Annotated in this window: 19 protein-coding genes and 2 pseudogenes; all 21 read left to right on the forward strand. The window is 35.5% G+C overall.

What is annotated here, in order from left to right; translation table 11 throughout:
• Positions 1–99: 99 nt before the first annotated feature.
• The 21 genes and pseudogenes from RV17_RS04740 to RV17_RS04835 all read left to right on the forward strand — a co-directional run bounded on the left by RV17_RS04740 (position 100) and on the right by RV17_RS04835 (position 22,079).
• A complete protein-coding gene (locus RV17_RS04740) occupies positions 100–1,290 on the forward strand; it encodes a phosphoglycerate kinase (protein ID WP_067483742.1) in 1,191 nt (396 codons plus the stop codon).
• 84 nt (positions 1,291–1,374) lie between these two features.
• Positions 1,375–2,130, forward strand: coding sequence for a triose-phosphate isomerase (gene tpiA / locus RV17_RS04745; RefSeq protein WP_071868669.1), 756 nt, complete (start codon positions 1,375–1,377; stop codon positions 2,128–2,130).
• A gap of 117 nt (positions 2,131–2,247) precedes the next feature.
• Positions 2,248–3,546, forward strand: coding sequence for a phosphopyruvate hydratase (gene eno / locus RV17_RS04750; RefSeq protein ID WP_071868670.1), 1,299 nt, complete (start codon positions 2,248–2,250; stop codon positions 3,544–3,546).
• Between the two features lie 205 nt (positions 3,547–3,751).
• Positions 3,752–4,684 carry a tyrosine-type recombinase/integrase gene (locus tag RV17_RS04755; RefSeq protein ID WP_071868671.1) on the forward strand — a complete coding sequence of 311 codons (933 nt, stop codon included), beginning with the start codon at positions 3,752–3,754 and terminating at the stop codon, positions 4,682–4,684.
• Complete coding sequence (locus RV17_RS04760) at positions 4,684–4,884, forward strand: hypothetical protein (RefSeq protein WP_071868672.1); 201 nt, start codon at positions 4,684–4,686, stop codon at positions 4,882–4,884. Before RV17_RS04755 ends, RV17_RS04760 begins: the two co-directional genes overlap by 1 nt.
• Before the next feature lie 188 nt (positions 4,885–5,072).
• Positions 5,073–7,178 carry a DNA methyltransferase gene (locus RV17_RS04765; protein ID WP_071868673.1) on the forward strand — a complete coding sequence of 702 codons (2,106 nt, stop codon included), beginning with the start codon at positions 5,073–5,075 and terminating at the stop codon, positions 7,176–7,178.
• A 1-nt stretch (position 7,179) separates the two neighbouring features.
• On the forward strand, positions 7,180–9,969 hold the full coding sequence (locus RV17_RS04770; RefSeq protein ID WP_071868674.1) for a DEAD/DEAH box helicase family protein: 2,790 nt from the start codon (positions 7,180–7,182) through the stop codon (positions 9,967–9,969).
• A 1-nt stretch (position 9,970) separates the two neighbouring features.
• On the forward strand, positions 9,971–10,156 hold the full coding sequence (locus tag RV17_RS13115; protein ID WP_083571966.1) for a hypothetical protein: 186 nt from the start codon (positions 9,971–9,973) through the stop codon (positions 10,154–10,156).
• A 57-nt stretch (positions 10,157–10,213) separates the two neighbouring features.
• Positions 10,214–10,776, forward strand: a pseudogene (locus RV17_RS04775) (DUF3387 domain-containing protein).
• 836 nt (positions 10,777–11,612) lie between these two features.
• Positions 11,613–13,190 carry a hypothetical protein gene (locus RV17_RS04780; RefSeq protein ID WP_071868675.1) on the forward strand — a complete coding sequence of 526 codons (1,578 nt, stop codon included), beginning with the start codon at positions 11,613–11,615 and terminating at the stop codon, positions 13,188–13,190.
• Between the two features lie 6 nt (positions 13,191–13,196).
• Positions 13,197–13,445, forward strand: coding sequence for a hypothetical protein (locus tag RV17_RS04785; RefSeq protein ID WP_071868676.1), 249 nt, complete (start codon positions 13,197–13,199; stop codon positions 13,443–13,445).
• A 264-nt stretch (positions 13,446–13,709) separates the two neighbouring features.
• Positions 13,710–14,267 carry a recombinase family protein gene (locus tag RV17_RS04790; RefSeq protein WP_071868677.1) on the forward strand — a complete coding sequence of 186 codons (558 nt, stop codon included), beginning with the start codon at positions 13,710–13,712 and terminating at the stop codon, positions 14,265–14,267.
• Positions 14,268–14,413: 146 nt separating this feature from the next.
• Entirely contained in the window at positions 14,414–15,559 is a 1,146-nt protein-coding gene (locus RV17_RS04795; protein ID WP_249024347.1) for an ATP-binding protein, read from the forward strand.
• Between the two features lie 676 nt (positions 15,560–16,235).
• Positions 16,236–17,012: a metallophosphoesterase family protein gene (locus tag RV17_RS04800; protein ID WP_249024346.1), complete on the forward strand. Its 777-nt coding sequence runs from the start codon at positions 16,236–16,238 to the stop codon at positions 17,010–17,012.
• Positions 17,013–17,028: 16 nt separating this feature from the next.
• On the forward strand, positions 17,029–17,412 hold the full coding sequence (locus RV17_RS04805) for a hypothetical protein (RefSeq protein ID WP_071868680.1): 384 nt from the start codon (positions 17,029–17,031) through the stop codon (positions 17,410–17,412).
• A gap of 33 nt (positions 17,413–17,445) precedes the next feature.
• Positions 17,446–18,522: a hypothetical protein gene (locus RV17_RS13235; protein ID WP_071868681.1), complete on the forward strand. Its 1,077-nt coding sequence runs from the start codon at positions 17,446–17,448 to the stop codon at positions 18,520–18,522.
• Positions 18,523–18,559: 37 nt separating this feature from the next.
• Positions 18,560–19,747, forward strand: a complete 1,188-nt coding sequence (locus tag RV17_RS04815) for a hypothetical protein (RefSeq protein WP_143139927.1) — start codon at positions 18,560–18,562, stop codon at positions 19,745–19,747.
• Positions 19,747–20,187: a DUF6557 family protein gene (locus RV17_RS04820; RefSeq protein ID WP_071868683.1), complete on the forward strand. Its 441-nt coding sequence runs from the start codon at positions 19,747–19,749 to the stop codon at positions 20,185–20,187. Before RV17_RS04815 ends, RV17_RS04820 begins: the two co-directional genes overlap by 1 nt.
• A 151-nt stretch (positions 20,188–20,338) precedes the next feature.
• Positions 20,339–20,449: pseudogene (locus tag RV17_RS04825) on the forward strand (hypothetical protein); the annotation flags it as partial.
• Positions 20,450–20,594: 145 nt separating this feature from the next.
• On the forward strand, positions 20,595–20,954 hold the full coding sequence (locus tag RV17_RS04830; RefSeq protein WP_067483746.1) for a DUF1304 domain-containing protein: 360 nt from the start codon (positions 20,595–20,597) through the stop codon (positions 20,952–20,954).
• A 153-nt stretch (positions 20,955–21,107) separates the two neighbouring features.
• Complete coding sequence (locus RV17_RS04835) at positions 21,108–22,079, forward strand: alpha/beta hydrolase (protein ID WP_071868709.1); 972 nt, start codon at positions 21,108–21,110, stop codon at positions 22,077–22,079.
• Positions 22,080–22,145 lie beyond the last annotated feature (66 nt).

Here is a 22,145-nt window from a genome sequence, read left to right on the forward strand (position 1 = left end):
CACGTACGAGTGTAAATTTAAACAAGTACACTTAAAAGCGGGGAAGCAATCGCGCTTCTCCGCTTTTTTTGATAACAAGTTTATTTAGGAGGAAACAAAATGGCTAAGAAAACAGTAAAAGATATCGACTTAAAAGATAAAAAAGTTCTTGTCCGTGTTGACTTTAATGTTCCTTTGAAAGATGGCGTGATCACTGATGATACACGTATCAAAGCTGCTTTGCCAACAATCAACTACGTGCTTGAACAAGGCGGAAAAGCAATCCTTTTCTCTCATCTAGGACGTGTGAAAGCTGAAGAAGATAAAGCAGGTAAATCTTTAGCACCAGTTGCTAAACGTTTAGGCGAATTATTAGGTAAAGAAGTTACTTTCGTACCTGAAACTCGTGGAAAAGAATTAGAAGACGCAATCAGCAACATGAAAGACGGCGAAGTTGTTGTTTTTGAAAACACTCGTTTTGAAGATGTTGATGGTAAAAAAGAAAGCAAAAATGACCCAGAATTAGGTAAATATTGGGCTTCATTAGGTGATGTTTTTGTAAACGATGCTTTCGGTACAGCTCACCGCGCACATGCTTCTAACGTAGGAATCGCTTCAACTGGTATTCCAACAGTTGCTGGATTCTTAATGGACAAAGAAATCAAATTTATCGGTGAAGCTGTTGAAGAACCAAAACGCCCAATGATCGCAATCCTTGGTGGCGCTAAAGTTTCTGACAAAATCGGCGTTATCGAAAACTTGATTCCAAAAGCTGACAAAATCTTGATCGGTGGCGGAATGACTTATACATTCTACGCAGCAAAAGGAATTAAAATCGGTAGTTCTTTAGTTGAATCTGACAAAATCGAATTAGCAAAAGAATTGATTGAAAAAGCAGGCGACAAACTTGTATTACCAATCGACAACGTTTGTGCACCAGAATTCTCAAACGACGTAGAAACTCAAGTTATCGAAGGCGACATTCCTGATGGATTGATGGCTTTAGATATCGGACCTGCATCAGTTAAATTATTTGCTGATACATTAAAAGGTGCGAAAACTGTTGTTTGGAACGGACCAATGGGTGTGTTCGAAATGAGTAACTTCGCTAATGGTACAATCGGAGTTTGTGAAGCAATCGCAAACCTTGAAGATGCTACTACAATCATCGGTGGTGGGGATTCTGCAGCTGCAGCTGAACAACTTGGCTTTGCTGACAAATTTACTCACATCTCAACTGGTGGGGGCGCAAGTTTAGAATTGTTAGAAGGTAAAGAGTTACCTGGTCTAGCAGCAATTAACGACAAATAATTCACTTATATCTAGGTGTACACTTTGAAAAGAGTGTACGCTTAGCCTTGTGTTTTGAAAAAGAAAAAGGAGTGTGTGTTCATCATGCGTAAACCAATCATCGCTGGTAACTGGAAAATGAACAAAACTGCATCAGAAGCAAAAGCATTTGCTGAAGCAGTAAAAAACAAAATCCCTTCAAATGAAGTAGTTGATTCTGTTATCGGATCACCTTCATTATTCTTACAAGAATTAATGGCATCTGCTGAAGGTACTGAACTAAAAATTTCTGCACAAAACTGTTTCTGGGAAAACTCAGGTGCATTCACTGGTGAAACTTCACCAGCTGCATTAGCAGATCTTGGTGTTCATTATGTCATCATTGGTCACTCAGAACGTCGTGAATACTTCCATGAAACGGATGAAGATATCAACAAAAAAGCAAAAGCAATTTTTGCAAACGGCATGACACCTATCTTATGTTGTGGTGAAACTTTAGAAACATATGAAGCAGGAAAAACTGCTGAATGGATCGAAGGTCAAATCACTGAAGGTCTTAAAGACTTAACAGACGGTCAAGTAAGCAATATGGTAATTGCTTATGAACCAATCTGGGCAATCGGTACTGGTAAATCTGCTGATGCACAAATCGCTGATGAAATTTGTGGCGTTGTTCGTCAAACAGTTGAAAAATTATATGGTAAAGAAGTTTCAGAAGCTGTACGTATCCAATACGGTGGTTCTGTTAAACCAGAAAATATCGCTGAATACATGGCTAAAGAAAACGTTGATGGTGCTTTAGTTGGCGGAGCTAGCTTAGAAGCTGATTCATTCTTATCTTTATTAGACGCTGTAAAATAATTTTTGAAAATTTGTGAAAAAAAGCAATAAATGTTTGCACTTCATCACAAAATTAACTAAAATCGTATATGAGGGAAATCCCTTAGGATAAAAACAAACTCAAAGGAGAGACAAAACATGTCAATTATTACTGATGTTTACGCTCGCGAGATCTTAGACTCACGCGGTAACCCAACAATCGAAGTAGAAGTATACACAGAAAGCGGAGCTTTTGGCCGTGGAATGGTTCCTTCAGGTGCTTCAACTGGTGAATACGAAGCAGTTGAATTACGTGATGGCGACAAAGCTCGTTACGGTGGTAAAGGTGTTACTAAAGCTGTTGACAACGTAAACAACATCATTGCTGAAGCAATCATTGGCTACGATGTACGTGACCAAATGGCTATCGACAAAGCTATGATCGCTTTAGACGGAACTCCTAACAAAGGTAAATTAGGTGCGAACGCTATTTTAGGTGTATCTATTGCTGTTGCTCGTGCAGCTGCTGACTACCTAGAAGTACCTTTATACCACTACCTAGGCGGATTTAATACAAAAGTGTTACCAACTCCAATGATGAACATCATCAATGGTGGATCACATGCTGATAACTCAATCGACTTCCAAGAATTCATGATTATGCCTGTAGGAGCTCCAACATTTAAAGAAGCTCTACGTATGGGTGCTGAAGTATTCCACGCTTTAGCTGCAATCTTAAAAGGTCGCGGATTAGCAACTTCAGTTGGTGACGAAGGCGGATTTGCTCCTAACCTTGGTTCAAACGAAGAAGGTTTCGAAGTTATTATCGAAGCTATCGAAAAAGCTGGCTATGTACCTGGTAAAGACGTTGTTCTTGCTATGGATGCTGCTTCTTCAGAATTCTATGACAAAGAAAAAGGTGTTTACGTTTTAGCTGACTCAGGCGAAGGCGAAAAAACAACTGACGAAATGATCAAATTCTACGAAGAATTAGTTTCTAAATACCCAATCATCTCAATCGAAGATGGCCTAGACGAAAACGACTGGGACGGATTCAAGAAATTAACTGACGTATTAGGCGACAAAGTTCAATTAGTTGGTGACGACTTGTTCGTAACAAACACTCAAAAATTAGCTGAAGGTATCGAAAAAGGAATTGCTAACTCAATCCTTATCAAAGTTAACCAAATCGGTACTTTGACAGAAACTTTTGAAGCTATTGAAATGGCTAAAGAAGCTGGCTACACTGCAGTTGTATCTCACCGTTCTGGTGAAACAGAAGATTCAACAATCTCTGATATCGCTGTTGCAACAAATGCTGGCCAAATCAAAACTGGTTCTCTTTCACGTACTGACCGTATCGCGAAATACAACCAATTACTTCGCATTGAAGACCAATTGGGTGACGTTGCTGAATACAAAGGCGTTAACTCTTTCTACAACTTGAAAAATAAATAAGCAAACACGCTTGTTTACTTGATTGGAAAAGCCTGTGAGGAGAAATCCTTGCAGGCTTTTTCTTATGCAGTTAGGTTATTTATGAGGTATACCAATTTTTGCGTACTGCCGTTTTTCAAGTATTGCTAAGTACAAAAAGCGTCTAATTCGTCATACCTGGTGATTTAACTTTCTTCTGTTTTTCTTAAGAAAAGGGGCGTAAAAAATGCTATTTCAAGAAGGCGTAGAAGAATTTTTGTTGGATTGTCGGGTAAGAAATTTGTCTAAAAGGACGATTGAAACGTATCGATCCCAAATACGAGTTTTTAGTAGTTACATATTTTCAGAGTTCGAACTAGATAAGTTGGAAGAAATCAAGAAACCTCATGTAAAGAGCTTTATCTTATGGATGAAAGAAGAACGCAGTGCAAATTATATTAATCAGATTCTAAAAGCTCTCAGAACCTTCTATAAGTACCTTTTTACGGAAGAATATATTGATCGTAACTTTATGCTAGACATTCAATATTTGAAATCAGAGAAACGCTTAATCAATACTTTTAACGATCAAGAGGTAGCAGCGATGATTAGCTTCTACAATCACACAGGATTTGTGAATCAGCGGAATCGATTAATCATAGAAATTATGGCTGATTGTGGTTTACGTGCCGAAGAAGTCCGCTGCTTATCAAATGATAATTTCAAAGGAACCTACTTTCAATTAATGGGGAAAGGGCGTAAAGAACGGGTTGTTCCTATTTCGCAATATCTGCAATTGTCCATCAAAAAATACCAGAAAACGAAACGAGGTTACTTTAATAATTTGCGCAATTATCGTGAAATAGATGACTATCTTGTCGTCAATAAATCGGGCAAGAAAATAACTAATAATGTTCTTTTGGAGAAGATAGTCAAAGATGCAGCAAATGGAATTGGGGTCAGAGATGAAGTCAAACGAAGAAGCTGTCATAGCTTAAGACATTATTATGCACAGAAACTATTGAAGAGTGGTGTCAATCTTTATACAATTAGTCGCTTATTAGGGCACTCCAATATCAAGACCACGCAAACCTATCTCAATTCCTTGAGCGATGCGGATATTTTGGAAAATACAAAAGTCACACCATTGGAACGGTTATTAAGAGAGGGAAAGATGTGATGGGGATACAAATGATTGTTACGATGTCTAGACGGATTGCGATTGATTTGTATAAGGAAATCGCGAAGTTACGCTCTAACTGGCACTCAGATGATGATGACAAAGGACGGATCAAAATTGTTATGACAGGTTCATCCAGTGATCCTGAAAGTTGGCAACCATTTATTGGGAATAAAGAAGTGACACTTTATATCGCTTGAAACGTTGATTTTACTGCAATTAGCTAAAACTCATGAGACTAACGGAGACACAAAATGATTTGAATTGTCGCCAAAAATCCTCTCGCTGAATAGTTGTCGGTGGGAGGATTTCTTTTGGCTCTCGCTATATGGTGCAAGCATGTTTAATGCTATAATTTAAGAGATGAACTATTAAGGAGATGACTAGGATGGCAAAGGTTGAGCCGAAAATTTTTGACGAGTTGAAAACAGCTTTGGTATCTTTTGGCGACAAGTATTTTGTCGGGGAAGAATTGAACCGTTCCAAACTTACGGATGATTTGCGAAACTATGATGAAGCACTTTTGAGCAAGTTGTTTGAGGTGGATTTCATCAAGCAACATTTCATTAAGGAAGTGGCAGGGCAAAAGCTCTTTCAAATTGAGCAACTTGAGGAAGCCGTACTCTATAAAGACTATTGGGATACGAGCTACACCAAGTATGAAAACCGTGTTGGCTTGGCTTCAAAAGGAAAATTCCTACAAGATAGCCAAGATGTTGTCTTAGACTTTCCTTTCAAGGATGGCGTTTTGACTGCTTCAATGACTAAAGAAGATAATGAGGACGGCTATGATGACGCCTTCTTAAACGAGGTCATTGAGAAAGACGAGATTGACCGTCTATTTGACAAGAAAGTATTTGTCAATGTCAAACGCTTTGGCGATAATCAGACAGCACAGCACAGCACAGCGGTAGATAATGGGATTGTTTCTTTTGATAAGGAGAAAGACAATCTGATTATCAAAGGAAATAATCTGTTGGCGTTGCATACTTTACGAGAAAAATACACTGGTCAGATTAAACTTATCTATATTGACCCACCTTACAACACGGGTTCAGATTCATTCCTGTATAACGATAGGTTTAATCATTCTGCATGGTTGACCTTCATGAAAAACCGTCTTGAAATTGCCCGCGAGTTACTTACTGATGATGGTTATATCTTTATTCAGACTGACGACTCAGAGCAAGCATATTTGAAAGTATTGATGGATTCAATATTTGGTAGAAATCAGTATGTTAATACAATCTCTGTGTTATTCAAAAATATTGCTGGTGCTTCTGGTGGTGGTCAAGATAAGCGATTGAAGAAAAACATTGAGTATGTAACGATTTATTCTAAAAACCGGGAGTTATCACGGCCATTTAATTCCGTTTACGAATTTAAGAAAATTTCAAATTTGGTTCAGGAGATGCGTGAAGAAGGTGTGAGTTGGAAATACACTAGTATTCTCGTAGATTCAGGTACAGAAAAATATGTTGGCTCAACAATTGATGGTGCTGGAAACGAAATTAAATTATACAAACAAGAGAATCCAGTAATTAAGTCTATCAGCTCTCTTATGAAAGAGGAGAGTCTAACAGAGGAACAAGCTTACGACAAATACGGGAAATTTGCTTTTCAAACAGCAATGCCTCAAAGCTCTATCCGACCACGTGTGATGGAAAAGTGGCAAGAGCTTGGTTTAGGTGAAAATGACTTAATGTCAATTCGTTATGTTCCAAGAACAGGTAAAAATAAAGGAGTTGAATATCAACAATTTTACAAAGGAAATACTTTTAGACTTTTTGCTTGGCTAAAAGACGTATCTGAAGAAATTGATGGCACGTTATATAAGCGAGATGCACTTGGAACATTCTGGAACTTCGTCGGTGAAACTAAAAATGTCAATAAAGAGGGACAAGTTGAATTTCCAAATGGCAAGAAACCTGAACGATTACTTGGTAAGATTATTGAAATGGCAACTGAACCTAATGATCTCGTATTAGATTTCTTTGGCGGTTCTGGTTCAACTGCCGCAGCAACTTTGAAACTTGGAAGAAATTTTATCAGTATAGAGCAGATGGAATCTCAAGTTTCTTTAGAGATAGAACGATTGAAAAATGTAATAGATGGGTCAGACCAGAATGGACTAAGTTCAGACGTCAACTGGCAAGGTGGCGGTTCATTTGTCTATGCTGAATTGTTCCCTAAAAACATGGGCTACTTGCAAGACGTTATCCACGCTAAAGACCTTGAAGGATTGAAGTCAGTCTATGCCCGTATGCTCTCAGGTAATGACACGGATGAACCTGCTGACATTTCCTTCCGTGCTGACCTATCCAAGATTGATTGGTTACAAGGCTTTGATGAAAACAAACGTCTGCTTGTGAAACTGCTGGATAAGAATGGGCTTTACTACAACTATTCAGAAATTGATGATAACAACGTCCGAGACATGATTTCTGATGAGGAATACACCTTCAACAAGAATTTCTATGAGGGTGGTGACTAGCATGGCAAAAGCAAAGAAAACACCTGCTAACGCTCGTCAATTTCCTCTTGTGGATCAGGCAGAGCAAGCTGAAAAGGATTTGTTCAGTCAGCACCAAAGTTATGAAATCCCAGAGTATATTAACGGGAACTTGATTCATACGTTGCGTGCCTATCAGGATAAAGCTATCCGAAATTATCACTATACACAAACAGAGATTAAACCGAACCCTCAACATGTTCTTTTCAACATGGCAACTGGTTCAGGGAAAACCGACTTAATAGCTGGACTCATACTCTACCTCTATCAAGAACACGGCTATCAGAATTTCTTGTTTACCGTCAATACCAACTCGGTCTTGATGAAAACCAAGGATAACTTGGTTAATGAGAACAGTGAAAAGTATCTGTTCCAAAACAAGATTGAGATAGATGGCAAAAACATTTTCATTAAGCAGGTCGAACGCTTCCCACGGATTCAACAAGACAACACCATTTACATCAAGTTGTCTTCGGTTCAAAAGGTATCTGATGACCTATTTGTCTTGAAAGAAAACACCATGGGTCTTGCGGACTATGAGAATCAACCTGTGGCAGTATTGGCGGATGAAGCCCACCATTATTCTGCAAGTACCAAGTCTGAAAAAGAAGCTGAAAACACATGGGAGTCAGCGATTAACAAAATCTTACGGGCCCGCGATGACAAGGAACACAAGAACCTACTCCTAGAATTTACGGCTACCGTAGACTTTGACAAGGAAGTCATCTACAACAAGTATCGGGATAAAGTGGTCTACCGTTATCCCTTAAATCAATTCATGTTTGATGGCTACTCTAAGCAAGTAAAGCGGATTGAAACGTCCGCAAGCGACCAAGATAAAATGCTAAACGTGGTCTTGCTTTCTCAATTTAGGAAATATCGTGCCTATTCTGAGGGTGTCACTGGTACATTTAAGCCCGTGATTATGTTCAAGTCTGCAAAAGTTGCGGTCTCAATGGAAGCCAACAAGGTCTTTAATGAGCTGATTAAAAATTTGAATGTGGCGGATCTGTTAGCCTTCATCAAGCGTCAACAAGTTTTAGACAGCAATGACAGTTCAGCTTTGGAGCTTGCCTATAACTTCTATCTCAAGAATGAAGATGACCTCGCCAAAATCGTTCGTGAGATTAAGCAAGACTTCGACCCTCGGAACGTGCTAAACGCCAATGACACAAGCGGAAACATGCTTGAAAAGGGGCAGTATGAAGCTTTGAACACGCTTGAAAGTCCAAATAACCTCTATCGTGTTGTTTTTGCGGTTGCGAAACTGACCGAAGGCTGGGACGTTCTCAATCTCTATGATATTGTGCGGATTGAACAGGAAGCTGCGACAAACAAAAATGCCACAATGGTCGAAGCGCAACTCATTGGGCGTGGTGCTCGTTATTATCCGTTTGAATTGGATGGTGTGAAAAGCTATCACCGCCGTTATGATGGCGATAGTTCAAACAAACAGCTCTTCCTTGAGACCTTGCACTATCACACTATGAATGAGCCACAATACCTGAAACAGCTTGTCGGCTCATTGAAACAAATGGACTTGCCAACAGGTCAAGATAAAAAGAATCCACCCGTTGAAATCAAGGTTAAACCCGCTTTCAAACGGACGGAGACTTATAAAACAGGGAAAATCTACTACAACGAAGCTGAGGATGTGGCAGACGAGTGGTTTGATTCCATTGAAAAATACGGTATCAATCACAAGACCGATATTTCCAGAAGTCTGAATTATGGTAGCCGTGAGGTATCTTATCAAGCAACCGTTGCTTTGACTGAGACTAAAACAATCAGTATTGCTAAATTTGACGACCGTTATATCAAGAAGGCCATTCAACGTTTAGAGTTTTATCAGTTTGATAATTTGAAAAAGTATTTGCCGTTGGTTAATTCCATGAAAGACTTTATCTATGGCGAAAACTGGCTTAATGCAAGCAAGTTGAAATTGTTCTTAAACGTTCCCAAGGAATACAAATCAAGCGATATTACACCAGACGAAATTTTGAAGGTCACGATTGACCTCTTGAAAGAGTATGAAGTGAAATTTAAGTCTGGCTATGTTAAGAAGCGTGGTACAAACAAATTTATTGGCTATCCAATTAGCGAATACCTAACAAATTACAACAAGCGCGTTCCTGAATATGACACGGCGAACCTCTTGAATGAAGCAACTCAAAAAGTAGCTGTTTATGATATGGCTGAGGACTTCTATGTCTATGACCGTGCAATCGTCAATAAATTGGAATATGAGCTGATAGAGCGGATTAAAGCTCATGTGACGGAGTTGACACAGAAGTATCATAAAGCGGTCTACTTATTCCGTATGGATGAGAATATGCACCGTGAATCAGCTAAGAGTGAGAACCTTAAGTTACACCAATATGGCTCACGGATCAATCGTGCAGGCGAAACCGTGGAAATGCACTTGCAAGGCTTCCAACCTGACTTTATTCTGTTCCTTGAAGATAGCGACTTTTACTTCCAAATCTTTATTGAGCCAAAAGGAATGAGTGGTGAGAGGTTTGTTAGCGAACTTTGGAAACAAGACTTATTGCTGTATATGACAGACCACCAAGCTGAAATGGAATTTGAGGACGGCGTAGATAATGTCAAAATCAGCGGATTGAAATTTTATACAAAAGGCGATGGTCAGAAGACGATGCCTGAATTAATGAATACTGTTGGAGTGGACTATCGTGATGTTTTGACTGAACAAGTTGATTTGACCATGGTTGTGGAAGATACTCCTAAGAATAGTATTGGGGAGAGTGAGTAACTTGGTTAAAGTAGTCAAAGAAAATCCATATCCCAAAACTACTCAATTGATTTATTCGCAAGTTTCAGAACGCATTGATGAAAAATATAATACGTGGGCAGAACGCCAACCAAAACGTCCTGCAAAGGTGGATGTTTATTCCGATGCTAAACTCCTGGCTAATGTATTAGATTATCATATGAACTAATTACTCTCAAAATCGGTAGTTGCAGAAGGTGTTGTTGATATTTATGAATCTCTTGGGTTGGAAAAGCCTGATTTGTCCATTTTATCGGATGAATTTTAGCTGAAGTCCGTGCTTTGCCACAAAAGAATGTTGCGGTAACATTATTGGAACGTTTGTTACGTGGAAAAGTGAAATCTATTCAAAGAACGAATTTGGTTCAGTCTAAAAAGTTCACTGAAATGCTGAATGGTTCCATTGATAAATACAATAAGCGAACCATTGAAACATCGAAAGTCATTGAAGAGTTAATACAAATGGCAAAGGAAATGAGTGAGGCTGTTCAGCGTGGAGAGGACTTGGGGCTTTTTAGAGATGAGATTGCCTTTTATGATGCACTAGCAGACCACGAAACGGCTAAAGAAGTATTAGGGGATGATACTTTAAAAGCAATCGCCCACGAGCTGACTGTTGCAATCAAAAATAATATGAGTGTCGATTGGTCGGTTAGGGAAAGTGCCCGTGCCAAGATGCGAGTGACTGTACGTAGATTGTTGAAGAAGTATGGTTATACACCTGATTTGCAGAAGATGGCTGTAGATAAGATTGTGCAACAGGCAGAGTTGATGGCAAGTATGTTATAGGTAGCGTGGTTCAAAAACTTCAAAATATCGATGTTATTGAACCATGATACACTTTGACTGAAAACTAGGAATATTGTCATTTGATATCTGTTATGTAAAATGAGTATTTTATAAATCATTACCTGGATGGTGAAAGATAATGATTGCCTATCATTCAATACACACGGATGATGGTTTAAAAAAGATGTAGAAGCTATTTTTATCCAATTGATTAGATACGTCTGTTAGTTAGATGGGGATAGGTGGCCCAACATTTTTGGGGATACAGCAGTGTTAAAGCTGCATCTTGCAGATTTAAAAGAATAATATCTATAATCCTAAAGCAAAGTTTTTCATCTTATCGATGGTGAAATAGGGCTGGTCAGAAAACGACCAGCCTTTTTATGTGGGGGATAAATCCCCCACACTTATTAAGCTGTCCCCCTAAAGTGGGGACAGCTTGTTGATACTAATTATTGATATGGTTCGCATTAACTGGGCGTTGCACTCTAAATTTGCAAAATAAAAAAAGACTTTTTTTAGAAAAGACTTTTTTTAGAAAAGACTTTTGGGTATGAAATTTAGGTAGGCTTAAAAATGAAAAATAGGGACTTTTTGTGTATAATAGATGCTGTCGTTTTTTACGTGAAAAAGAGGTTTTGCGAAGTGAAAAAATTGTAGTTAACTAAATTTAAGTTAATTAGTTGCTCATTTTTACTACTCCTTTATACCTATAATTATTTTCCCCCCCGAAAAATAAATACAGGTATAAAGACGCAGTATATTTATGTGGATAGTTATCTAAATTTTAGGGGGATTTTGATTTAGTTACTTCGTAGAACTGTTAGGAGATGTTTATGGCAAAAGATGGAAGAAGAATGACAATGACATATTTTAAAAATCAAATTGATAGAGGAAAAAAATATGTAACTGTCGGAGATAGAAATTATTTCAAAAAAAATGGAAATTATCGATGGTCTGAGATTGAAAAACGTATTATTCAGGATTATGAATTTGTTTATCGGGTGCCAGGAACGACTGGAAAAGACTTAAGTATTATCTTAGGTAGTAAAAATAAGCAAAAAAAACTAATTCAAAATAATGGAAGTGGATCTCATAATGTAAAAAGCTATAATACTGATGCAACGGCTCTAATATGGGATTATATGATTGGAAGAACAAAAAAAGAGAGATATGCGAATAAAGATATAAGGGGATATACTGATTGGCAAATGACTCCTAAGAGATGGCTTATTGCAAGCGGTATTCTTTCACATTCAGTGAAGAATGAAGGGAGGTACAAGTACGCTAAAAGTAGATATTACTATGACAAGTTTTTTGGTAACGTAGAGTATAATGGAGCTAAGCAAGAAGCTATGAAATACTCCTATTGGGAATTTAAAGAACGCCATTTCAATGAGTTATTTAAAACGGTTAAAAGAAATTTAGAGAAACTTATTTCATTTGAGGAGGTATATGTTGGTTCAGAACCACCTTCTCAGGATGTATTGGAATTATGGCTAAAGGCTTTTAAATCGACATTTACATTTAAAGATCTTGATTATGAACTTGAAAAATTTAATGTTGAATTGTTATGTGCAAAGATTCATTACAGATGGCATGAATTGTCGTCAGAAAAAATTGAACAGTTTCTTGAGCTTACTGATATAGATCATGAACAGCTGACGGCTGAGGAATTAAAGGAACAAATTAGAGATTTTTGCTATTCTAAAGTGCAATCACTATATAAGCTCATTGATAAAGAAGCAAAACGTAAGAAATTTTACAAGTATGATCGTATAGAATTGAGCCATGCAGAAAAACAAAAAATTGATGAATTGAAGTCTGAATTTAAGATAAATGAAAATCCAACAAATGATTGGAGATATAGACTCATTTTGCATAATCGTTTTGGAATTACAATTGATTGGATTGAGTATGAAATAAATTTAAATCAGATAATTCAACATAAAAATAAGTATTATTTTGAGTTTGATGAACAGAAAGTTCATTTTCCTTTAGATCATGAGTTGAGAAGTCAATTAATGAAAAGAATGCAATTATTCTGGTTCGAAGACTTTCATAAAAAAAATATTGATAGAGTGTTTAATCATTTAAACATCTGTTTGGTAGATTTTAATAATAATGAAAGAATTTATCCGGATTTTGAGCACAACCGAATGGAATACCAATTAAGGAAAAGTGGTAAAGCAATTTCCTATTTTTGGCAAGAAGATTTACGACATTGTGATTTCGTTAAACATATAAACGTGGAAAACATTACTGAATATTATTCAGAAAAAAGAGACGATTTTCTAAATGGAGATTGCATGGATATAGTTTCCGCATTTTGTGATATAGAAGCCCTTTTTAATGAACTCCATTTAGACTTAAACATAGATTTTAAAATTGAAAATGATTCGATAGGGGAGTAACTTATATTGGAAATTGAAATGATTTGTCCGAAATGTAAAGAAAATGGATTTATACTGAATCACAAATATATAGATGTTATTGACGATTTAGAGAGCAATTACCCTAGCCATCGAGATGCATATGAAGAATTACGTAGACAGGGTATCCACCATAGTATTTGTAAAAATGAAAATTGCAATTTTATTGTAGATAGTATAGAAAATGTTGGTTATGACGAAAAAAAGAAAATAATGTTTTGGAAAAATACTGATTAATCTATTATTGGCTTTTATATAGCTATAAATGGGGAGTTCTCTGAAGAACTTCCTTTTTTATTGGTATATAAAAGATCTGTACTATAGAATTGAGTTATTTAGGTCATCAAAGCTGATATCAGTGAAAATGAGTGTCCAGAAAATTTGTTTAAATAGTAGTATTTCTTATAGAAAAAGTGTTCATAAACTCGTAACAAAATCTATGTTCAGTTATATTCTTTTAATCAAGTTATGTTACACTAGGGGTATCGAGGAGATGACATAATGAAAATAGGGTACGCTAGAGTATCAACTGGATTACAGAATTTAGATTTACAACTTGATAGTTTGAATAAATTTGGGTGTGAGAAAGTTTTTACAGACCATATTAGTGGAGCAAAAAGCCATCGTCCTGGATTGGAATCTGCTATAGATTTTGCTCGTAGTGGAGATGAGATAGTTGTTTGGCGGTTAGATAGATTAGGTAGGAATATGGAAGATCTAATTACTTTGGTAAATAGAATGAATGAACGAGGCGTGAGTTTTCATAGTCTCCAAGAGTCAATTACGATGGATAAATCCAGTTCTACGGGGCAATTAATGTTTCACCTTTTCGCAGCATTTGCTGAGTTTGAGCGAAATCTCATTTTGGAAAGGTCCGAAGCTGGGCGTGCTGCCGCCAGGGCGAGAGGAAGAGTAGGCGGCCGACCTGAAAAGCTAACTGGAAAGGATTTAGAGTTATTAAAAACTCTTGTTGACAACGGAACACCAATAAAAACGATAGCTGAAAAATGGAATGTATCACGTACAACAATTTATCGTTATTTATCCAAGATTGAATGAGTTCAACGATTATCAGCAATTGAAAGTTATCTTTATAAATAGTGTAGTTTCATGATTATTTAAACGTAACTTTAAATCTGTTGAATAGAATCAAGGAAGCATTGAGGTGGAGAATTGTGTTCGAAAGGCCTATCTACTTAAATAAGATGATACAGCTCAAAGATTCTGATGCCATCAAAATTTTGACTGGAGTTCGTGGTTCGGGAAAATCATCCTTAATGAAGCTATATAAAATACACTTGATCAATGAAGGGATACCAGATAGGAATATTGTCTATATGGATTTCGAAAGTTATGACTATCAATCTATCAACAATCAAGAGAGGTTAAGAACGGCTTTAAAAAAATTGAACCTTCAAATCCAAGATGGAATCTACTGGTTGTTTGATGAAATACAATTAGTAACTGGTTGGCAACAAGTGATAAATGATCTAAAAGCCATTTCTGATTGTGATGTTATGATAGCTGGCTCAAATTCTGATATCCTTTCAGAAGAATTAGATGGTGGCTGTAGTGAGATTACAGTTCATCCGTTGTCGTTCAAAGAATTTTTACAGGTGAAACAGATGTCATCAGATTCAAGGCCCATCGATGAAGTTTATGATGAATTTGAGAAGTATGGTGGGATGCCAGCAGTCTTGCTAACACATGACGAATCAAAAAACACAGCCCTTCAAGGAATATTTGCTAGTAGTGTTTTAAGAGATGTTGTATATAAATCATTTATCAAAGATTCAGCATCCTTAAAAGGTGTTATCAGTTTTTTGTTAACGAATATTGGCTCATTTTTGAATGCATCTAAAATCTCGAATACTTTGAATGATAGAGGAGTAGTAACTTCTGTCCCTACAGTAAGACGATACCTAAATCTCTTGGAAACAAGCTATCTGTTTGATAAAGTAAAGAAATATGACATTGAGAATCATGAGTATCTAAAAACAAATAGCAAGTATTTCATGGTTGATTCTGGTTTGAATAGAAGTACGTTTGGACAAGCTGCTGATAACATTAGTTCTATGGAAAGCATTGTATATATGGAATTAAAGCGACGAGGCTATCATGTTGATGTTGGCTATTTGGATAATAGAGAAATAGGATTTGTCGCTACACGGCTAGATGAGACTGTATATATTAGGAGCGTTTTTGATTTGTCAGAGGCTATTGATGCAACGAAAGTTTTCAATAAAATTAATGACAATTGTAAGAAGATGTTGGTTAGCAGCTATTATCAAGAGACGAAACAAGAGAATGATATCGAGATTAAATATATCGTTGACTGGTTATTAGAATAAATTATCAAGTAGCTTGTCCTATTGTGGAAGTAAGCTAATTTGAAGAAGCATAAAATAAACAGTGATAAAGTGATAGTTCCTTTTAGTGAGAAAGCAAATAGGGAACTACCACTTTTTATTTTGGTCATTTATCGGTTAATAATCGGTATTTGGAGGCTTCATTGTCAGAGGTAAGTTGTATTTAAACAGGATAATATACATATCGATTCTAGTGGAGGAGTTTTTATTATTTTACTGGAGATTTATAAAATCCACATTTTATAAATGGTAATTGGTTATTTAAACTAGTCGTAGCGTTGACTTGATTATTGTTTTGTATGGGTTTTTGTTAAATTTATATTTACTATAATCGTTATCTATATTATTCTTTAAATGTGCTAGCATGATTTTACCTAAAAAGAAAATAATTCGTATTAATAGTCTTCAGAAAAATGGGGGGATGATTTTCTCGAAAAGGCTCATTTTTTTATGCCAAGAATTAGGAAGTTGGTTTATTCACTCGCCATAAATATTTACTGGAGTTATGAGTAGTGTAAGAAATTGAAGTAGTAGATATCAGTAAGAAAGGTAGAAAGGAAAAACTAGCCATTGTGGTTCCTGATGAATTAATTAAAACGGTTACCAAAAGGATCCCCAATAAAGCTGGATTAAAACTTTCGATATGATGGTAAAACCTATGCAAATTGATTATGTATCTGATTTACATTTAAGTCATTACGTTTCGCTAAAAAAGAATCCGCAGAAGCAGTCTGATCAAGTCCAAGTATTTATTGAGAAATACTTTATTTCTAATTCCAAGGGTCAAGTATTAGTCCTAGCAGGAGATTATTCGGAGTACAACTTGCAAACTATTACGATGATTGAAACTTTTGCCTTGTATTATCGGCATGTATTGGTTGTCTTTGGAAACCATGATCATTATCTTACATCACAGTCGCAAAGGAAAAAGTATAATTACTGCTCAGAGAATCGCTTGTTAGAAATACAGAATCATTTTAGTGAAATTGATAATGTTCATATTCTTCAGAATCAAGTTATTACAATTGATAACGTAAAATTTGCTGGGACGAGATTATGGTACAACTTAACTTCACCAAAGAGCTTTGAGTTTTATAAAAATCAAAGTAATGACAGCCAATTTATTTTTTCTTGTCGGGATAATTCTACATCTGTTTGGAAGGAATATCATGATCAAGATTTGTCTTTCTATATTTCATTAGCTGATATTGATGTCATGGTTAGTCATATCCCTCCAGTTCAACCTATAAAGAGTTTATTTCCATTTAATGAATGTTACGTTTCTTCAGTAAATGATTTTAAAGCGAAACGATGGATCTGTGGTCATCAACATTTAGTTGATAGTTTTGAAAAAGAGGGAGTTGTCTTTTATATGAATGCGATTGGCTATCCTTGGGAAGAGAATGAATTAACTATTCAATCATTTACTATTTGAAAGTGGTGATCAATCAGTGAAGAGATACGATATTAAACCGAGTCATATCAAAAAAGTTGAAAATACCAATAAAGAGAATCAAGATAAGCAGCGTGATAAGTTGCTGGAGCGGATGAGAGCGAAGGAAAAAAATAGGTCAAAGTCAGAAGGTTCAAAAGGATCCTCTGATTCAATCAAGAAAGATACTAAGAAGATTTTAGACCAATCTAAGCAAGATGAGATAGTTAGACTTAATAATCAAATTTCTAAGTTAAAGCGCGAACTCAACAATTGTAAAAAGGAGACAGCAATCGAGAGGAAAAAATGTAGAATTGCAAAATCTAACTTAAAGGAACTCGAAAAAGCTTCTTCTGAACGTATGAATGATGTGTTAAAAGAAGCTGATGATATTAGAAAATAAGCTAGACATGAGCTGGAAGAAGCAACTCAATTATTGGAAGAATTGCAAGCTGCAGGTTGGGATCGTGATAATGATTCTATCAAGGAACTTGAATTAAGAAATGAAGCAATACTATTTTTAATACATGAGCGGATAAAGGCCAGTAAATATGTAAGTAAGGTTCAAAATCGTGAACAAAATTTCAATAAAAAAGTTAGAAATATTGAGAAAGAATTATCTGACTTAAAAAACAGCAAAATTGAGTATCAGAAGATAGTTACTCGGAAAGATCGACAATTTGAAAAATTGCAAAAGGAAAAAGATTTTCTGCAAGCTAGTTATAATAAATTACAAAAAAGTATTCATAGATTGAAAAGTACTAATGCACAAGATGTTATTCCAAAACTAATCCAACAATTAGATAGTCGTACTTTTCGAAGCTTTAATCAATTGAACACGCTGTTTGAGAAGTACCAATGGATATTTAAGTATAATTCACAGAAACCTAGTGATAATAAGTCTGATGTTCTATACGGATTTTTGGAAGTAAGAAAAGGCGATGCATTGTATTTTCATGATATCAACAATGAAATTATGTTATCAATTAGTGTCCATAAAGGATTTAAAAGAAAAGATTTATTAATAGATGGCATGGCAATCCAAGTATTTCGGAAATTGGAAAATCCTGACTTTGTCTCATTAGGATATTGTTACCCGATTGTTGAAAAAACTAACTCAAGCAAGAAAAACCAAAAAGAGAAAACTGATTTAAGGGCAGGAAAAGAGATAAATCATCCATTTGCTAATGAGAAAGTACAAAAATGGGCTGCTGAAATATCAATATTGGTAGTTGGAAACAAGCATGCAAAAGCTTTTGTTAATCAACTAGCTAAATATGTAAAAAGTGTTGAATATATTGATGCCTATGAAAAAGGAGAAAAATATACTTTTGAAAGGATTCGCTCTGTAGACTATTCTTTTATACTGTTGGACAGTGTTCCGCACACAATTTCAACATTTATTAGAACCTTTGATCCTTTAGAGAAGAAAATTCAGATCTTTAAACTTGCAAATCAGGAGGACGGCTTAATCCGATTGAATTATTTGTATTGGAACCAAGAGGAAGTGTAATGAATTGATTTATTAATCAGATTAAAAATGATTGGGGTTGCTTAAACTGGAGTACAAAAGCATCTTAAACTATTTTGACTATGATACAAGAGGAAATGAATTTAAAGAAATTTCAGAAATAAAAATGCGTGAAATTTTGGAAGACTACTATTTTACAGGAAAAACAATTAAAAAGATTATTGAAGAAAATCAGCTGAGAATAAAAAGTGGTGAGCTGTATAAAAAATTTCCCAAACTAACCAATAAGGCTACGTGTAAATATGATGAACAAAAAATATATTTAACTTTGCCAAGCAGAGAAAACTTTAAACATTTTTCAATTGACATAGAAAAGTTTGAATGTTCAGAATGTGGTCACCGTAACATGGTTGGATGCATGTGTAGAAACTGTCAGGATAGTTACCGAATGAAAATAAAGCAAGCATACTCTTTGGAAACAAAAGTAAGTTTAGAATCCTGTTGTTTGAAGGATAGGCTAGCTCTGGCGACATTATTGCAATATACATTTACAAATTCTTGTGAAGAGGAGATTGGACCAAGTAAACAATATTCAGAAATAGAGGATTCTGCCTTTTTTGATATGAGAATGGAACTTGAACGTCTGATAGCGAAAGGGATTATTGGCGTATCTGCTAGCAGTGATCTATCGTCCTTTCCTATAGATGATCAGTTTCCAAATAGTTTTTATTCTGACAGGGTGAAATATAAGCTTAACTTAGCGATGGAGGACGAGTATTATCTATTTAATTCTTTGAAGTACTTAACGAATACTGTACCAATGGATGACCAGGAAAAAAATGATATTTGGCGATATATTGTAGTTAATGAATTGATTAGATTGACGGAATATCAAATGGATAAATTTGATTTTTTATACCAGCACGAAAATGACAGGGACAAATTATTTAATCTTTTTAATCGACTGCTAGGAAATCTTATTCCAGCACAGATATATGCCCTGATTTGTTGTGGAGTTAGAAGAGCATATATTTCCAAAAAAGAAGCTGTTTGGGAAAATTACAAATACTCTCATGTTGATTTGATTATCGCTAACATCGAGCAGATCTTTTTACTGAAATTCAACAATTACGAAGAAATTAAAAGATATGATTATCCAAATGAAGTCAGACCAATACTCTATACCAAAATATATTTTGAACAAATTTTGTTAAAACCCAATTGGTTTGTTGAAAAAGTCCCTGATGTTGCTATAGGAGGAAATTAATGGAGTCTATTGGTACTAAATTGTATAAGTCATTAGTAGGAGAGTTAAATAATCAAATAATTAAATATCTTAAAGAACAATATCTGGAAGATTTTTCAATAGAGAGGATTGCTGAACGAGTAGTTGCTTTTAAAAAAGTTATTGAATCAGCAAATGAATCTGATGTCGGTATTGATAAGTGTAAGTTAATTATCAGTAAGGAAATAGATGACTTTGAAGAATCTAACGTTTATTGGCATATTTCTCTCATAGATGAAAATGATGATATGTATGCAATAGATTTTATTCCACTCATTGAACTATTGAGTTACCCTGTTGAAGGATATCAAGAAAATGTAGCGCTTATTGGGGATGTAATCTGGGAATTAACCTTTGATGGATGGATAGTGGAGGAGCAACAAAAACGAATATCTGAGATGAAAAAATGGTATGAGGAGTAGTGTAAACTCATTTTAGTTAAATAGACAAGTATTTCTAAAAAGAAATTTACACCTAGTTAGCAATACTACCCACTTTCTATTTTGAAGGGATTGTTGCACCAGTGCTGAAGTGATAATATTCTTTATATAATAGAAGAAAAAAATCACAGGTAAAGCTGACCGTATTGCTAAATACAATCAATTATTACGTATCGAAGACCAACTTGGTGAAGTTGCAGAATACAAAGGTTTGAAATCTTTCTACAACTTGAAAAATAAATAATTTTTATTAATTAACTATTTTTAGACGTGGGGCTTGCCCCACGTCTTTTTTTGTCCATAAAATACTAGGTAGTTAATTGTTTTACAAGCTGGTCGAATTTTTATATGATAAATAGCATCAATAAGTAGCTAAGGAGAGGAACAACATGCATCTTTTTTCAACGATCATCATCACATTAGTAGCAATCGAATTTTTTTATATTATGTATTTAGAGACGTTCGCAACGACATCAGCAACCACTGGACGAGTGTTTCATTTATCAAAAGAAGAATTAGCACGTCCGTCAGTAAATGTTTTATTCAAGAATCAAGGAATTTACAATGGATTGATTGGAGTGGGATTGCTTTATGCGACATATGTTTCTTCCGCAGGTAGTGAGCTAGCAAAGGTTTTGCTAGTCTATATTATTTTAGTGGCTTTGTATGGAAGCATAACGAGTGATAAAAAAATTATTATTACACAAGGCGGATTAGCGATTATTGCTTTTGTTTCACTCTTTTTTTAAGTTAAGTATTTAAAAATTCAACAGTTTTATTTATTAGAATGGTACAATAAAAATGTAGTTTACTTGAATTTTTTTAAAAGAAAAAATCAGTCTTGGTTAATTGATTGCATAGTGAAAAATCAAGGATAGCTGAGTGGTGGAGGTGATTAATTGATTATTATGTTGTATTTTATTTTAGTAATCGTGATTCTTGCTATTATTTTTAATGTTATTTCTTATTCTTATGCAAAAAAGTTGATTACGGTTGGTGTACAACGAGGTCATAACTGGTATGAAACAACAGGACACCTCTTAATGGATCCTGCAGCGACTGAAATTGTCGAAGCAAAACGACAACAGCTAGAAGAAGCGGCAGAATCTTTTTGGCAAACAGGTGTAACAGAAACAATCAAAAGTCACGATGGATTAAAACTAACGGGAAAATGGTTTGTTACAGATCGAAGACAAAAAAATTGGGTGATTTGTATCCATGATTACCGAAGCACGGGCAAGCGTGACATGTCTTTTGTTGGGAAAAAATATGCAGAACAAGGGTTTAATGTTTTGATTCCAGATTTACGTGCCCATGGCGAAAGTGAAGGAGAAATCATCGGAATGGGCTGGTTGGATCGTCTGGATTTGATTGCTTGGATTAAGCAACTGATGAAAGAATATCCGGATGCTTCGATTGTTTTACATGGCGGTTCAATGGGCGCTTCGACGATTATGATGGCTAGTGGTGAGAAGCTGCCTTCTTCTGTGAAAGGCTTTATCTTGGATAGCGGGTATGTTTCTGTCTATGCAGAATTTCGTTATATGCTAAGCAAGTTAACTTCATTTCCAAAGTGGTTGATTATGAGATATGCAAATTCTTACGCCCAAAAATATGCTGGTTATTCTTTGAAACAAGCATCTGCTACACGCCAACTAGGTAGTAATCATTTACCACTATTAATTATCCATGGTGAACACGATTATTTTGTGCCTGTTGAAGCAGCTTACACTGTGCAAAATGCAACAGCGGGGGAAAAAGAATTACTATTGGTTCCAAATACAGAGCATCTAGCGGCAGTATTGAATGAGCCAAAGACTTATTGGACTGTTGTGTTTTCTTTTATCAATGAACGAATTTTAGCTGGGCAATAAATCGTGTTGCATTCTTGAATGATGAGTTGTCAAACTACTAATTAATATAGAAGAAAAAAATTCGCA

Source organism: Enterococcus thailandicus, assembly GCF_001886265.1.
Taxonomy (GTDB): domain Bacteria; phylum Bacillota; class Bacilli; order Lactobacillales; family Enterococcaceae; genus Enterococcus_B; species Enterococcus_B thailandicus.

What these genes read in the sequence shown, in the direction of transcription:
- RV17_RS04740 (WP_067483742.1), top strand. Translation starts at nt 100, where the DNA reads ATGGCTAAGAAAACAGTAAAAGATATCGACTTAAAAGATAAAAAAGTT.
- tpiA (WP_071868669.1), top strand. Translation starts at nt 1,375, where the DNA reads ATGCGTAAACCAATCATCGCTGGTAACTGGAAAATGAACAAAACTGCA.
- eno (WP_071868670.1), top strand. Translation starts at nt 2,248, where the DNA reads ATGTCAATTATTACTGATGTTTACGCTCGCGAGATCTTAGACTCACGC.
- RV17_RS04755 (WP_071868671.1), top strand. Translation starts at nt 3,752, where the DNA reads ATGCTATTTCAAGAAGGCGTAGAAGAATTTTTGTTGGATTGTCGGGTA.
- RV17_RS04760 (WP_071868672.1), top strand. Translation starts at nt 4,684, where the DNA reads ATGGGGATACAAATGATTGTTACGATGTCTAGACGGATTGCGATTGAT.
- RV17_RS04765 (WP_071868673.1), top strand. Translation starts at nt 5,073, where the DNA reads ATGGCAAAGGTTGAGCCGAAAATTTTTGACGAGTTGAAAACAGCTTTG.
- RV17_RS04770 (WP_071868674.1), top strand. Translation starts at nt 7,180, where the DNA reads ATGGCAAAAGCAAAGAAAACACCTGCTAACGCTCGTCAATTTCCTCTT.
- RV17_RS04780 (WP_071868675.1), top strand. Translation starts at nt 11,613, where the DNA reads ATGGCAAAAGATGGAAGAAGAATGACAATGACATATTTTAAAAATCAA.
- RV17_RS04790 (WP_071868677.1), top strand. Translation starts at nt 13,710, where the DNA reads ATGAAAATAGGGTACGCTAGAGTATCAACTGGATTACAGAATTTAGAT.
- RV17_RS04795 (WP_249024347.1), top strand. Translation starts at nt 14,414, where the DNA reads ATGATACAGCTCAAAGATTCTGATGCCATCAAAATTTTGACTGGAGTT.
- RV17_RS04800 (WP_249024346.1), top strand. Translation starts at nt 16,236, where the DNA reads ATGCAAATTGATTATGTATCTGATTTACATTTAAGTCATTACGTTTCG.
- RV17_RS04820 (WP_071868683.1), top strand. Translation starts at nt 19,747, where the DNA reads ATGGAGTCTATTGGTACTAAATTGTATAAGTCATTAGTAGGAGAGTTA.
- RV17_RS04830 (WP_067483746.1), top strand. Translation starts at nt 20,595, where the DNA reads ATGCATCTTTTTTCAACGATCATCATCACATTAGTAGCAATCGAATTT.